The organism is Pseudomonas sp. N-137, from assembly GCF_034555295.1.
GTDB classification, from domain to species: domain Bacteria; phylum Pseudomonadota; class Gammaproteobacteria; order Pseudomonadales; family Pseudomonadaceae; genus Aquipseudomonas; species Aquipseudomonas rhizophila.
Window position 1 is genome coordinate 777,804 of record NZ_JAXUDQ010000030.1, and the last position, 15,355, is coordinate 793,158.

At 44.8% G+C, this 15,355-nt stretch carries 10 protein-coding genes and 1 pseudogene; 3 read left to right on the forward strand and 8 right to left on the reverse strand.

Annotated elements, in window-relative coordinates:
* Positions 1–11: 11 nt before the first annotated feature.
* From T3A99_RS24670 to T3A99_RS24680, 3 genes are all read left to right on the forward strand, one after another.
* On the forward strand, positions 12–1,148 hold the full coding sequence (locus T3A99_RS24670; protein ID WP_322834897.1) for a glycosyltransferase family 4 protein: 1,137 nt from the start codon (positions 12–14) through the stop codon (positions 1,146–1,148).
* A gap of 81 nt (positions 1,149–1,229) precedes the next feature.
* The gene (locus T3A99_RS24675) at positions 1,230–3,365 is read left to right on the forward strand and encodes a glycosyltransferase family 39 protein (RefSeq protein ID WP_322834898.1); all 2,136 of its coding nucleotides are present in this window, start codon (positions 1,230–1,232) and stop codon (positions 3,363–3,365) included.
* Between the two features lie 32 nt (positions 3,366–3,397).
* Positions 3,398–4,399, forward strand: a complete 1,002-nt coding sequence (locus tag T3A99_RS24680; RefSeq protein ID WP_322834899.1) for a glycosyltransferase family 2 protein — start codon at positions 3,398–3,400, stop codon at positions 4,397–4,399.
* Positions 4,400–4,519: 120 nt separating this feature from the next.
* Here the strand turns inward: T3A99_RS24680 and T3A99_RS24685 are convergent, their stop codons facing one another.
* The 8 genes and pseudogenes from T3A99_RS24685 to cysC form a co-directional block, all read right to left on the reverse strand.
* On the reverse strand, positions 4,520–5,938 hold the full coding sequence (locus tag T3A99_RS24685; RefSeq protein WP_322834900.1) for a mannose-1-phosphate guanylyltransferase/mannose-6-phosphate isomerase: 1,419 nt from the start codon (positions 5,936–5,938) through the stop codon (positions 4,520–4,522).
* A 79-nt stretch (positions 5,939–6,017) separates the two neighbouring features.
* The gene (locus T3A99_RS24690) at positions 6,018–6,989 is read right to left on the reverse strand and encodes a GDP-mannose 4,6-dehydratase (protein ID WP_322834901.1); all 972 of its coding nucleotides are present in this window, start codon (positions 6,987–6,989) and stop codon (positions 6,018–6,020) included.
* A gap of 86 nt (positions 6,990–7,075) precedes the next feature.
* On the reverse strand, positions 7,076–8,107 hold the full coding sequence (gene gmd / locus T3A99_RS24695; protein ID WP_322834902.1) for a GDP-mannose 4,6-dehydratase: 1,032 nt from the start codon (positions 8,105–8,107) through the stop codon (positions 7,076–7,078).
* 171 nt (positions 8,108–8,278) lie between these two features.
* Positions 8,279–9,047 (reverse strand): annotated as a pseudogene (locus T3A99_RS24700) (IS5 family transposase); the annotation flags it as partial.
* Positions 9,048–9,342: 295 nt separating this feature from the next.
* Positions 9,343–10,416 (reverse strand): glycosyltransferase family 2 protein, encoded by a 1,074-nt coding sequence (locus T3A99_RS24705; RefSeq protein ID WP_322834937.1) that lies wholly within the window; start codon positions 10,414–10,416, stop codon positions 9,343–9,345.
* A gap of 461 nt (positions 10,417–10,877) precedes the next feature.
* Positions 10,878–12,812 carry an acyltransferase family protein gene (locus tag T3A99_RS24710; protein WP_322834903.1) on the reverse strand — a complete coding sequence of 645 codons (1,935 nt, stop codon included), beginning with the start codon at positions 12,810–12,812 and terminating at the stop codon, positions 10,878–10,880.
* A 426-nt stretch (positions 12,813–13,238) separates the two neighbouring features.
* A complete protein-coding gene (locus T3A99_RS24715) occupies positions 13,239–14,645 on the reverse strand; it encodes an FAD/NAD(P)-binding protein (protein ID WP_322834904.1) in 1,407 nt (468 codons plus the stop codon).
* On the reverse strand, positions 14,642–15,232 hold the full coding sequence (gene cysC, locus T3A99_RS24720; RefSeq protein WP_322834905.1) for an adenylyl-sulfate kinase: 591 nt from the start codon (positions 15,230–15,232) through the stop codon (positions 14,642–14,644). Before cysC ends, T3A99_RS24715 begins: the two co-directional genes overlap by 4 nt.
* Between the last annotated feature and the right edge of the window lie 123 nt (positions 15,233–15,355).

Sequence of the window (15,355 nt, forward strand, 5' to 3'; positions counted from 1 at the left end):
GTAAATAAATTATGTCGCGTACTGGTGTGGTAAAAAAAGATGTATGTCTAGTGGGACACCCCTATGCTCCGATAGGGATGGGAGAGCATATTCGCGCATCGTTTCGTTCACTTAAGCGCATTCATCAAACGCCTGGTGTGATCGATATCTATCAGATCGAGACACCTGCGGCCGTTGAGTTGGAAGAGTTCTCCGGCGTCGTAGCTGGGCGTTTAGCGGCTATTAATATCTTTCATATAAACGGAAATGAGATTGAGCAGGCATTGCAGCACCTGAGTAATGTTCATAAGATGGGCGGCTATAACATAATTTATCCGCTGTGGGAATTACCTATTTATCCAAAAGTTTGGGCAGATCTTCTCGATCAATTTGATGAAGTTTGGGCACCTTCCAACTTTATTATGGATGGATTAGTGAAGGCGTGTAAAAAAGATGTTTACCACATGCCTTTGGCTTGTGAGATTAGTTTAGATCACTTCCTTGGCCGACGATATTTTGGCATCCCTGAATCGGACTATACATTCCTGTTTTTCTATGACTTGCGGTCATACTCCGCTCGTAAGAATCCTGAAGGAGTCGTAGCGGCTTTCCGCAGACTTTTGGAGGCGCGTCCCTATTCCAAGGCGCATTTGGTTGTGAAGGTAAATGGCGTTGAAACCAATCCTGCGGCCTTCGAAGAGTTGCGTGAGCAGGTCCAAGATTTACATCAGCAGGTCACCCTTATCCATCAAGGTATGACCAGTAACGAAGTTAAAAATCTGGCTCGGTGCTGTGATTGCTTTGTTTCCTTGCATCGATCCGAAGGTTATGGCTTTGGTATAGCTGAAGCCATGGTGCTTGGCAAACCGGTCATTGCAACTTCATATTCAGGCAACCTCGACTTCATGAGTGAGGAGGTTTCATTGCCTGTCAGATATGAATTGATTCCGGTGCTTGTTGGGGAGTATCCACATCATGAAGGGCAGTTTTGGGCGGATCCAGACAATCAGCAAGCGGCAGAATACATGATACAGCTTGTTGACGATCCCGGCTTTGGTCGAGAAGTAGGGCGCAAAGCAAATATTCATATGCAAACAAATTTTAGTTTTCGTCAAACTGGTCTTCGATACTCAAATCGACTGGATCGAATTCGGGAAATAATATCCTGAGGTCGATGATTGTGATCTTCTACGTGATGTGACATGTTTGAAAGCGTGTGACGAAAGCAGAACTGAGCTGAGTAATAGTTGATGATTAAAGTACCGCTTAATGAGAGATTGAGAATTTCTGTTCCAGTTCTGCTGTTAATAGTCGCGATGCTTTTTTTTGGCTTTTCAGTTATAGCAGGTGCGCCTATATTTGCATCTGATGAATATGTGTATTTTATCAGTGGGAAGTTTAACAGTGATTTAGCATTGATTCATGAGAGAGATCCGTTTCTACAGACACTTTCCAATTTGCTGTACTTTTCGATAGTCCGTTTTTTTTATGACTTATTTGGTTCTCAGTTTGTCGTTGGCTATAGGCTTGTCCATGTGATCGAGTATCTAGCCTCGGCCCTGCTTTTATTCAAGACTGTAACACCGACCATAGGGCAGAAATTCAGTGTATTGGGTGTTGCAGCGTTTTTGATGCTGCCGTCTCAAATTTATATTTATTCCGTTATGCCGGAAATCGAGTTGGTTTTTATTTCGGCTCTTCTTGCGTATGTTATGGTACGTGCTTACCCACGGGCTCCATATATCGCAAGTGCTCTTTCGGGTATTTTGATCGCGATTGCCATCCTTATTAAACCTCATGCGCTAGCAATGTTGTTGGCTACTATTGGGGCTATGTTCGTTTTTCAAGTTATTGCTGATAGACGTAACTGCTTGAAGAAGAGTGGCGTACATATGCTGGGCATGATTATATTTGTATATATCACTGTCATGCTTATTTGGGGCGCTATGAGTAACAACTGGAGTCTTGACCCTTCTAGCGCCTTAGGTCTGTCTTTCTACGGGCAGTACATTGAAACTACTATCGGACAAATCACTTTTCTCAAAAAAATCTCTACCTTTCTCTTGTACTTTTCTATACATGTGGTTGTGCTTTGTTTGATCTTTGGGCCTGTGATTATATGGTCGCTATCTCACATATGGCGTAGAGTTTTTCGGCGTGGTGTCTCACTAGCTCCGGAAAGTTTTGACAAAAGCATGTTGGCAGTCATGGCCTTGGCGCTTATTGGTGTACATGTTGCAATGACCGCTTGGTTCACGGCAGGCGCAGCGTTGCTGCGCGAAGGGGAGGCTTTCCGCCTACACGGACGCTATCTAGGGCCAGCATTACTATTACTGCCAGGGCTATATTTTTACGCAGTGGCAAATCTCGCCCAGCGCTGTCAAAGAATCACACTTGCAGTATCTTTATTTGCCGCTGTGTTCTCCTTCGTTGTTATTAATCGCTTTTTCAAGATATATCCTTGGGACAATCCACTGCTGTTCGCATTCTTTAATAGCAAAAATTGGTATCAGTGGAATTATAATTCTCAGTTGGCTTATTGGGGCGCGGGAGTTTATCTGGTCTTGTGCCTTGGCCTTGTTTTTTGTTTTTTACAGCGAAAATTCTTTTCCCAAGGATACGCTGTGTTTTTGTTTATGATATTGTCGGCCGGATTGACGCAGACCTATAGTTGGCTCGAAATACACTTAATAAATAATGAAGATGTTTCTGCTAAAAGTCGGGTTCTAGGGCAGTTAATAGAAACGGGAGAATTCGGAGATGGAGTTCTGGTTTCCCAAGAAAGATTTGGTAGAGAATCATACATCCTGTTTAATTTAGGCCAAGCTGTTCGCCCTCTGGATCGTATCCCAGGATCCAGTATCACGCCTCAAGACGTAGTCGGGGCAAGCTGGCTGATAGTTGATGGCGATTATGATCTTAAAATTAAAAATACGTTGATAGCCGATTTACAGCCACTACGTCTGTACAAGATCGAGAGCGAACGTGTTCTTTCTGTCGGCGAAACGCTATTTGTTTCTCTGGCAAATAATAATAATAGAATTATTTTTAAGGGATTTAATCAGTCTGAGGAGTGGGGGGCGTGGACGTCTAGTAGAGAAGCTTCAATAGAATTACCATATAAAGTGGCGGGACGACTGAAAATCAAGCTGTCTGGATGGACGCTTAAAGAAAATGCTTTCGATCCGGTCTATATTAAAGTTGGGCCGATCATAACGCCTGTCTTTATGCGAGATGTTAGGGGAGAGTATGAGTTTAACATTGATGTCCAAGAGCCTACCCAACAGCTCATTGTCATGTCTAAAATGTTTAGAGCGCAGGGGGCGGGCAGAACATTAGGTGTAGCACTCTCCTCGCTTTCAATAGAAGTGATTCCGGTACATTGATTCACTTGCATATTAATCTGGTTGAGAGTGTTATGAATAAAGAATGTTTAAGCGGTGAAAAAATTGCCGTAGTAATTCCGTGCTATAAAGTGCTCACTCATATTGAAAGTGTCATAGCCGGTTTTGGAACTGAGGTCTGGCGAATATATGTGGTTGATGATAAATGCCCGGAAGGTTCTGGGGACTACGTAAAAAAAGCCTGCGTCGATCCCAGGGTTGTCGTTTTATATAATGAAGTGAATTTAGGAGTAGGCGGCGCTGTAATGGCGGGTTACAAACGAGCCATTGCTGATGGTGCTTCAATAATTGTCAAGGTGGACGGTGATGGACAAATGGATCCATCACTTGTTTCTGTGTTTGCCGCTCCAATTTTACGCGGCGAAGCTGATTATACAAAAGGTAATCGATTTTTTGACTTGGAAGAACTTCGGGCAATGCCGGGTCTCAGAATTTTTGGGAACGCAGTACTATCATTTATGACGAAATTTTCCTCAGGATACTGGGATCTATTTGATCCCACAAACGGGTACACTGCAATTCATGCTGATGTCGCGAGACATCTGCCTTTCAATAAAATTAGCAACCGTTATTTCTTTGAGACAGATATCCTTTTTCGCTTAAATATTCTTCGCGCGGTAGTACATGATGTTCCGATGGATGCGACTTATGGTGACGAGGTTAGCAATCTTAAAATATCAAAGATTGTAGGAGAGTTTCTGATAAAGCATTGTCGAAACTTCTTCAAGCGTATCTTCTATAATTATTATTTGCGCGATTTGTCCATTGCTTCGCTTGAATTGCCAATAGGTGTAGCGTTGATGGCATTTGGCATCCTCTTCGGTTTAGGGGAGTGGTTGTCTTCGTCCAGCAAGGGAGCCATAACACCTGCTGGGACCGTTATGCTTTCCGCCCTTCCTATTCTGATGGGGTTGCAATTGATACTAGCGTTTATTGCTTACGACATTGCGGCAGTTCCAAAACAGCCATGGCATAGAAGGCTGGTGGACAAATGTAAAACTATCACTAACGTCTAAGGTGTTTTTTGATTCTAGCAACATATGGATGCTTTTGGGGGGCGTGTCACAGAGTGCTCTGTGGCACGCCTATCAATGAATCCTGAACTTTATTTATCCAAACCATTGCGCAATTATGTGCTATTTTCGTCCGTAGATATCATCAAATCTGATGATGTCATCTTCCCCAAGATAGCTTCCCGACTGAACCTCAATAAGTTCAAGCGGAAGCTTTCCAGGGTTATGAAGACGGTGGACGCAACCTAGCGGTAAATAGGTGCTTTGATTCTCAGAGAGCAAAATGACATTATCATCGCAGGTAACTTCTGCGGTGCCCGAGACGACTATCCAATGTTCAGCTCGATGAAAGTGTTTTTGCGAGCTCAAAGACGCACCAGGCTTAACGATTATTCGTTTAACTTGAAATCGATCGCCGGAGTCAATGGAGTTATAACATCCCCAAGGGCGATATACAATTCTATGCGAGAGATGTTCGGTTCGTTTGGACGCTTTCAGTTGGTCGACGATAGATTTGACATGCTGGACTTTGTCTTTCGCTGCAATCAGTGTCGCATCTGGCGTAGAGATAACTATTAGATCATTCAGTCCTATTGTTGCGATGACATGACGCTCATGACTCATGATCATACTTGATGTTGTATCAATCGCAATAACATCACCCTTGAGATGGTTTTTATTATCATCCTTTGGTGATACTTCCCAGAGGGAAGACCATGAGCCAATATCATTCCAACCGCAATCTACGGGTACGACTGCTGCCTTTTTAGTCTGCTCCATTATGGCATAGTCGATGGAAACGTCAGGTGAACTCTTAAACGCAGCTTCGTCAAGGCGAATGAAGTCCATGTCCTTGTCGGCATTCAAAACGGCTGTACCGACATGCTTTAATATGTCTGGAGCGTAGAGCGACAGTTCACTTATAAATTCAGACGCTTTGAACATGAATATTCCGGAGTTCCATTCGTAGTCTCCGGACTCCAAATATTCAATAGCGGTCGGCAGACTAGGCTTCTCTACGAATTTTTCAACCTTGAAAGCCGATTCATCTATCTTCTCACCACGACGGATGTAGCCAAAACCTGTTTCAGGCGCCCGCGGGCGTATGCCGAAAGTAACTAGATAGCCTGCTTCAACCAATGGGCATGCTGCTGTAACAGCATTTATGAAGCTGTCATTGTCATAAATAATATGGTCTGCAGGGAATACGATAATATTTGCATTGCTATCAATTTCTTGGGCCAGTAATGCAGCGGCAGCGATGGCTGGTGCGGTGTTTCTAGCCATCGGTTCAAGGACTATGGCAGCAGGCTTATCTTCCAGTTGAGCGCGTGCTTGCTCAGCAGCAACAAAACGATGATCTTCGCTGCAAACAATAATAGGCACATGCGCGTCCGGGAGGCGCGAGGCTCTGTCCAGTGTTTGTTGGAACAGTGTTAACTCTTCATCGACCAAGGCAAGAAATTGCTTTGGTAAATTTTTGCGCGAAAGTGGCCAAAGACGTGTTCCGCTACCACCACTTAAAATTACTGGAATTAACATCTTATTTATTCCTGAGATGTATATTTGACTTTTTATTTGTTCTGTCTAGTCAGGCTCTCCGGAAAACCAGCAGGGCCTTCTAGCTCTTAAAGTCATGGAGGTTCGTATTTGTTGAGTGCCTCCAATAGTTTAATAGTAACGTTAAGGTGTCTTCTATGGGGCGCGCGATATGCCATCCTATGTCGTCAATAATTCTTGTATTGTTGCCAACGGCGAAAGGTATGTCAGAAGGACGGAGTCTAAGGGGGTCTAATTCTACTACAATGCTTTCGCTGCTTTGATTCAACATGATTTCGAGAAGATTACTTATTTTATAAGCCTTTCCCGAGCATATGTTATATGTGGTATGTCGAAGGGAGGAATTTTCTTCTAAGAGTTTAATGTAAGCAAGACATACATCATGCACATCCAGGAAGTCTCTGCTTGCTTCGAGATTTCCGACTTTAATTACTGGTTCCTGTTTGTTAGCTTCAATCATGGCAATTTGTTTAGCAAAAGAGGCGGTAACGAAACTCGGAGATTGACCTGGTCCAATATGGTTAAAAGGACGCGCGATAACGCCTTGCACCGATTGGCTATCCAGGTATTGATTTATCGCAACTTCTGCGGCCAGTTTGCTGGCAGCATAGGGGTTGAGAGGATGGCATTTACTTTCCTCATCCAAAGGAAGTCCACTTTTGAATGCTGAGCCATATACTTCTGAGGAACTGGCGAATAGTGAGAAGCAGTCGGGGGCGTGGTGTTTTGTCGCTTCTAAAATATTAACAGTCCCGAATACATTAGTTTCCCAGGTCAATAAGGGATCGCTAAAGCTGCTGGCAACGTCGGAGATTGCGGCGAGATGCACCAAGTGTGTTGGCTTGACCTTTTTGATTAGATTTCCAACAGCATCTTTATTCCGAATGTCGAGATGAACGCTGTTAAAGCTCAGGGGCTTATTTTTTACAGGAGACGCCGTAACACACGTCACTTGGTAACCGGCGGTTAATATATATTCAAGTAACACTTTACCAACGAAACCGTTGGATCCTGTTAATAACAAACGCTTCATTGATGTCACCTCTGAGGTATAGCCGACTGACTCACCCGCCATGTCTGCTGGCTGATGAGTCAGGAGAGGGGCATTGTTTTAGAAAATCAGAATGAAAATCCGAGTTCATTCCTTTTTATATCTGCTTCAACCATCATCCGGCACAAGGTTTCTAATGAAGTTGTTGCTTCCCAGCCAAGTATTTTTTTTGCTTTTGTTGCATCTCCGAGTAGAAGATCTACTTCTGTAGGGCGGTAGAATTTTGGATTGACCGAAACAATGATCTTTCCGGTTGCATTGTCAATGCCTAGTTCTTTTTCGCCTGTACCTTGCCAGGCAAGATCGATATCGACCGCCTTGCAAGCTAATGATACAAAATCTCTGACTGTCTCAGCACGATTGGTCGCAAGTACAAATGTATCGGCTTCCTTCGCCTGGAGCATTCTCCACATACCTTCGACGTATTCTTTGGCGTATCCCCAATCTCGTTTGGCATCCATGTTGCCAAGTTCAAAAGACTGTTGTTTACCCAGCTTTATTTTAGCAATGGAGTCTGTAATTTTCCGGGTGACAAATTCTCTACCGCGAAGTGGAGATTCATGATTAAACAATATTCCGCTGGTCGCGAAAATATCATATGACTCTCTGTAGTTTATGGTCATCCAATGTGCATACAGTTTTGCAATCCCATAGGGACTTCGGGGGTAGAACGGTGTGTCTTCTTTTTGTGGTATTGCTTGAACTTTACCAAACATCTCTGACGTAGAAGCTTGATAATACCGGATCTTTGGATTTACGATTCGGATAGCTTCTAGCAGATTTACAGCCCCTAAACCTGTGATTTCTGCTGTGGTTAAAGGTTGATCAAAGGATACTCCGACAAAACTTTGTGCCGCTAAATTATAAACTTCTGTCGCTTCTGTTTTTTCTAGCAGGCGAATACTCGAAGAAAGATCTGTTAAGTCGTACTCAACTAAATGAAAATTCGCGTGATGTTCAATGCCCAACTCCTCAATTCGCCAGAAATTAACAGAGCTGGTCCTGCGATAGGTGCCATATACAATATAGCCCTTTTCCAGCAGAAGTTGCGCCAAGTAGGCGCCGTCTTGACCAGTGATTCCTGTGATGATGGCTTTCATGCATGGTCTCCAAGAGGATACTTTACAAAACTTCTCTATAAAAATTGTCGCGATAGCTGCAAAATCTATCATATTTGACTTGGTATTTTACGGTATGCGAGTGTCTATTGCACTAATGGGGTGTTTTTTTTCCGGATTGGCTATTTTTCAGCGTGTGAAGTGCGGTTGGTCCTAGGCACTGTACGAAAAGCAATGTCGCAAACACCGCATAGTACAAGCTAACGCGACCTTCGCTGCGTAACTTTTCGCGAGCTTGTCGAGGTGCGTGACGATGCGGCGGTTCTCTTTCAACCAGCCGAACATGCGTTCGAGGATGTTTCGCTCAGGTATATCTGCCGATCAAACAAACGAGGTAAGCCCCGGCTTGGGTTTGCGTTTCATGGATCGCAGAGGGATTACCGGCTGCATCCGGTAACGGTCACAGTAGCGCCTCAGGGCTTCAGCATCGTAGCCCTTGTCAGCCAAAAGCCAGCGACAGCGTTTGCGAGGACGACCGCGTAAACTGGGGATATAGGCCTCGTCAAGCAGTGGCTGGGCATACGGAATTTCGCCGGCCTGTCCGCCCGAAAGCAAAAAACGCAGATGTATACCGTTGGTGTCATAAAGCTTATGAATCTTGGTCGTCAGGCCTCCGCGACTACGGCCTAGCGCGTGATCTGAGGGGTCATCAGGCCCTCTTTTCCCCGGCGCCTGATGAGACTCGGGTTACGCGTACAGCAGTGGAGTCGATCATCCATGTTTCCAAGTCAATCAATCCCTGTTCGTTCAGCTTAATGTGTAGCCGCCTGAGCATCAGGTTGCACGCTCTTTGGTTACGCCAATCGCGGAACCTATGGTAGAGCATTGACCAAGACCCGAAGCCCCGGGCATACCGCGTCATGCGGCGCCTGAGAAAAGCCCAGAGCACACCATTGAGCATCAAACGATCATCGGTTCTGGGGCACCACTGCCCCGGACTGTCCAAAGAGGCTGCCATGAAAGCTGCCGCTAGCATGAGGAACTGGGTTTACGAATATGGTTCGGTTGGCACGCCTCCTATATCTATTTTTGTGAGTGTCGTACTGCATTGATGCTCCGGTCCGCAGCTCACCGCAACTCACAGTTTGAAGTGAGGCGAGAAAATCGACAGGAGGTTACTTGGAAGGCTACCGTAGTACCTGATTAGCGCTATCTTTCGTGCGGGTTTGCTTGTCGGGTCGCTAGAGGCTTTCCGGAATTGGGTGCGTGCCTATACCTTAGATTTTTTTTAAGATAGTGGCTATGAGGAGACTGATATTTCCGGCAACAGTCTGGCGATACACCCCGCTGCTTTTAATGAGAAAAACTCTCTTCAATAAATTGCTATGTCGTGCTTCTTCAAACTGTTTTAGTGTCAGTCTGTTTTTTTCGGTTAGCTGATTTTTTAACGAGTTTATGATCAGCAAATTGTAATCGTTCCACTCAATAAAACTGCCCTTTAAAGCGTTTTGCAAACGTGTTAGTCGATCTCCAAAGCCCATGTTTCCGCCAATCAAATTTGCTTCGTGTTGCCGATAAAGTAGAGTCGGTTCTGGATCATATATAACGGTTCCACCGCAACCACTAACAATTAAGTAGGCTATCCAGTCGTGCGAGATTATCTTGTGCTTATCATCGATTTTTTTTAATAGTTCTCGGCTTCTGTTGTTTATCATCATGGTGTTACCTCCGGCCAGGCTTTGTACCAATGAATTTTCGAAGCTAGGTGGAAATTTAAAGAGTGGTGACTTCGTCGAGATTTTTCTAGAGTCGCTAAATATTAGAGTGCGAGAGCAATAAAGGATTGGCGTATTGGAGGGAAATATTTTTATTTGCACAACGCTTCTTTCTAGCTTGTCTTTTAGCCAAATATCGTCTTGATCACTAAAGGCAAAGTAGGCCGCTTCGATTTCCTTGCGCTTAATCAGCGACAAAAAGTTTTTGGCAAAACCCTCCTTGGGGCCTTCGAAGATATGCAGTCTGTGCTTTCCTATTTCTGCTCTGTAGCGTTCGAGGATCTGTAATGTGTTGTCATTGGATCCGTCATCTGAAACATATATAGTCCAGTTTTTATAGGTTTGATTGGCTATAGAATCCAATTGTTCGGAAAGATATTTCTCTCCGTTATAGGTGCAAAGAAGAATGGCAACAGCTTCCCCAATGCACTGCTGGTTTGGCGAGACGGCAAAGGATTGGAGGGGGGGCTGCTTTCTGAGCGGTAGATGCTTTTTCAAGTGCTTATCTCTATCGTTTACTAGCATGTGATCTGCCAATCCCACCTTAAAGAAGTGGGCATTATGTTGCTTTGCCATCACTGGTGTGCGGTTCCATGATAGCAAGACTTCGAAGTCTTCTCCTGTGACAGTTCGGATGGTGATCTTCGCTTGGGTTTCTCCGCCAGTTTAATTATCAGGGCTGACAGGCCGTGCTGCTGCCCCCTCGGCTAGTGCTGATTATTGTGACTGTTTTTACATCGCGTTGGATTTCGCATAGTTATGAGTGGGTTAAGCGTGACATCGGACCGTCCAACTCGTTTTTTCGGTTCGCTTTCCGAATATCCTAAAACTTAGGTAGTGCTCGCGTCCAGCAATTTATTCACTCGATTCGCGGTAGCGTTTTCGTTGCGGTATAACTTCCGCATACTCCAAGTAATCTAGTGCAACGTGCACATGCAACCATTAGTTAACCGTTGATTTATTTAATTTGGGGCGGCTGGTTGAAGTCTGAGTTGCGCACTCAGACTCAGCCGAAGGGTGTTATTAAGTTTATCTCGCTATTTCTGAAGTTTTCCAGAGTTCACTAGCTTGTAAGCTAGGTATTTCGAACCGGCAATATTTAAATGGTTTGTATCACGGTAAAGCAGTTTTCCGTCTGCTGTCATTGCGCAGGATTTTGTGTCGCATAATAATTCGTGCACTCCGATAAATTTCACATCGGGATTTTGTTTTAGTGCAGATAGCAGTATGGTCGAATAGTATGTTTTTTGTTTTTGGTAGTCGGATAAGCTCATTTCACATTTGCTGGAGCTACTGAAGCGACGTCCGTATTTGCACTTTTCTGGGGTAAATGAAAAGACAGGGATGTCGTCCATTACATATATATTCTTGCTTGCGTTGGAGAGTGTTTTCAAAGTTCGACTTATCTGCTTTTCAGGCTCAATGAGCCCTGGAGCTATTTTGTCTATCCACATCGCACTTATTATAATGGTTTCTATGTTGTTGTCTTTTGATATAAGGTCAAGAGGCTGCTTGAAGGCTGGGCTATCTAACGATGGAAGCTGTGGCTGAATAAATGAGCCAACGTTTACGTCACTAAACTGTTCGGCAATGCCTGGGAGCCAGTGCTCGGCGTGACTATCGCCAACCAGAAGAATTTTGATAGGCATATCTGGCTTGGACTGGAAGCATCTGTATCCATAGCTGGCATCTAATGATGAGAGTTCTCGAAGTTCAATATCTGAACATCTGCTAAAATTTGAGCTTATATAGGATAGGTAGGGGTCGCGACCAAGGTCGTTGGGGTATCTTGCTATAGGGTTAGCACCTACCCTGTCAGTTAATCCGTCTTTTGCAAAAATAAACATAGCCATTATCGCAGTTGCCAGCATGGCGCAGGATAAAAATTTAACAGATTTTGCTCTGGATATTGCGCCTGTTCTTACTGGTGTTTCAATAAATTTATAAGTTAGCCATGAAAGTACTATTGTAATGAGTATTGCTGCAACCCTAGTATTTATAGAAGGAGTTGCACTTTCTATGATTCGAGGAAAGGATAGAAGCGGCCAATGCCACAGGTACAGTGGGAAACTGATAAGCCCTGTACCAACCATCAGTCGATTCGAAAGTACGATACGGTTAATCAGGCTTTTAGGACCTGCTGCAATAAGCAACACTGCACCGGTAACCGGGACTAAGGCAAGTGTGCCAGGGAACACGCTGGTACTGTTGATCATAACAAGACCGGTGACGATCAGCGCTGCGCCGAGGCAGGACAGGATATTGGCGATATGGACAGAAGGCTTCCAGTGACTTGGTGCACATGCCACTAGCGCGCCGGCAAGCAGCTCCCAAGCACGCGTCTGTGGTGAATAGAAGTCGGCTGTAGGGTTGTTCGCTGCTTGGAACAGATTCAGTCCGAACGATATCGCGACAGTCACAGTGATTGCTAATGGGATGTGAGTGCGAAAGCGATAGAACAGAAAAAGAGCTAGTGGCCATATCATATAGAACTGCTCTTCAATGCCTAAGCTCCACAAGTGAAGTAGGGGCTTAGCCTCGGAAGCTACATCGAAATAACTGGTCTCACTCCAAAATACTAAGTTGGATACAAAGCCGGCGCCTGCCAGTGCATGCTTCCCCAAGGACTTGTATTCGACAGCAAACAATGCAAGCCAACCAAAGGCGAGACAGGCAATAAGCACGGTGATAAGCGCAGGGAATATTCGTGCTACACGCCTTGTGTAGAACCTTGCTATTGAAAATGACTCGCTATTCAGTTCTCTGAGTAAAATCGACGAGATCAGAAAGCCAGAGATAACGAAAAATATATCGACGCCAATGAATCCTCCTTTGAGGAAAGTGGGGAAGGCGTGGAATAAAACCACAGCGATAACAGCTACTGCGCGAAGCCCGTCTATGTCTCGGCGATACGTAATATGTGTATGGTTTGCAGTCGCTTTTAATTGCTGCTCAAGTTTTAGTGACGTCATTGACTCGAAAATCTCCAGTGAGCTTCGCTGCGAAGCAGGCGTAGCCTAACCGCAGAGGATCCTCTGCAAAAGTCTAATTCTCATTCCCCGCGAAATCGAGGAGAGATGACGTCTATCACCGAGCAGCAGAAGCTCTGTTGGTGAGATGAGTGGTGACGTTGATCTGCTATTGATCGGAAGGTGGGGATTATAGATCGCATAGGCTTATGTTCTCCTAGGGAAAGGCATTCCCATCAGCGGCAGTTCATCAAAACCGTGACTTCCAATACCGAGGTTCCATCAGTGTGATGCGTTTTAGGTGCCTCTATATACCAAGATCTAGAAGCACTCACCTTTACCTCTGGAGCGCTTCGCGTCAGGCACCTGCGGCAGGAACTGTGCTGTGGTTGCAGGTAGGGATCGGTACTGGGGCATGTAACTGGCATTCTATCGGGACCTATATTTTCCATTTTTTGACATGTTATTTGAAAATAAAGCAGAGACTTTGGCAGCAGCCAATGACGCATAAACTCGTAATTCAGGAACAGCAGTAGCTTCCCAAAAATTTGCCTTCAGCATTGGGCCAACGTAGGTCAGCCAGGTAGAAGCCTTTCCCGTGCTATCGATAACCGCTAAGTCATCGGTTACATTTATTCCCAGGCCGTGTTTGTCGATACTTATTAGGTCTTCGCTTATAAGTGACTTTATCAAGTCTTCATCTATGAGTTTCGGGTTTGAATTGGGGTCAGTGCAATTGATTATGTGCTTTACGTTTAGAATGGTTTCTTGAGGTTTTCCGCGCAAGCTGATTGTTAGTTTTATATCGTCAGTTCTTTCTTCGACTGATTTTATTCTTCCTGCGATTGTAGAGATTTTGTTTTTTTTAAGTGCTTCTTCAAACATCACATATGTGCTCGGTGCAACTCGATGACGATGCACGTCCCAGTATGGTTGCACGTGACGGAGAAATCTATCGCGTTCTTTTTTTGGAAGGTGTATCCAAAGTTGCGATGTGATGGGGCGAAGTGCAGCGACTACGTCGCGCCAATTAGAATCCGTGCAGGTGTTGATGTATCTCCTGATAAGGCGAAAATAATTTAGGGTCGAAGGTGCTTGTAGAAGTAATTTTTCGCAAAATGAGTTGTGAGATACGATGGTGCCTCTACTGCTTCTATGGGGTAAAGGTAAAAGACCGCGCCGAGAAAGCATGAAAATTTTGCCGGTGTGATTATTTTTTTTTAAACTGGAAATCACATCCAGTGCAGTTAACCCCCCGCCTACCAAAAGAATCGGAGCGTCACTGTTATGGAGTTTTGATATGCTCTTGGACCATGGGTCGGGAATGTAACTATGCGTGTTTTGAATCCCGGCCAATGCGAATGGAGTTAGAGGAGGAAAATGCCCTAGCGCTAAAATTACCTGGTCCGCAAATATTTCTTCCTTGTTGTCTAATTTAATTGTTGCTCCGTTTGCGCGACCTGACATATATTTTACATTTGCGCAGATCTGTTTGAAATGAACTCTACCTTTTGCACTGAACTCTGCACCTTTAAGCAGAGATTCCAAATACTCGCCATACAGCTTTCGAGGTGTAAAGCTGCTCGCTGTAATGCTTTCGCCAGATAGCTGGCAGTATCTCAAATATGAATCAGGCTCGTTGACGATGGCGGTCATGTTTCCCGCTGGTACGTTAAGGAGGTGTATAGGACTATTGGTGCCATACGCCAATCCCTTGGCCATTTGGCCTGAACGATTGACAATGATTAACTTTGAGCCCTCTGGAGCCGTGCGCAGAAACTCAATGGCGGCAACTGTTCCGCTGAATCCTGCGCCAATAATAACCAGCGTGTTCATGTGCGCGGAACTTTCAAGTATTCGAGTATTTGCGCTATGCAGGTGTCAATATTATTTTCGAGGGTGTTTATCCTTATGTCAGGATTCGCTGGAGGCTCGTATGCAGAGTCTATTCCGGTAAAGTTTTTTATCAGCCCCTGTTCAGCCTTTTTATAAAGCCCTTTGGGGTCTCTCCGCATGCATTCGGACAGTGGGGCGTCGACAAATACTTCGATGAATGTGGTATCTCCAATGACTTCTCGCGCCAATGCTCGATCTCGCATAAACGGTGAGATAAAGGCAGTGATCACAATGAGTCCAGCATCTAAAAATAACTTGGCAACCTCAGATATTCGTCGAATATTTTCGACTCGGTCAGCGTCACTGAAGCCCAAGTCTTTACACAATCCCAAGCGAATATTATCGCCGTCAAGGAGATAGGTGTGCTTGCCCGAGTCGCACAGGGCCAGCTCCAGGGCATTGGCAATTGAAGATTTTCCGGCTCCACTTAGACCGGTTAGCCAGATAACGACAGGATGTTGATTTTTTAACTCGCTCCGACGTTCGGCGTTCACTGACTGCACATGAGCTACAAGATTATTAGACATACTGTCTCGTTGAAATCGATAAGAATGAAAATTGGGACGCATCGGTATTGGCATGGAAAAAGTGTCGTATCGAGGATTTCATGCTGACCTCGGAAGCTGGCAGTGCCATCCCGACCTATCTTC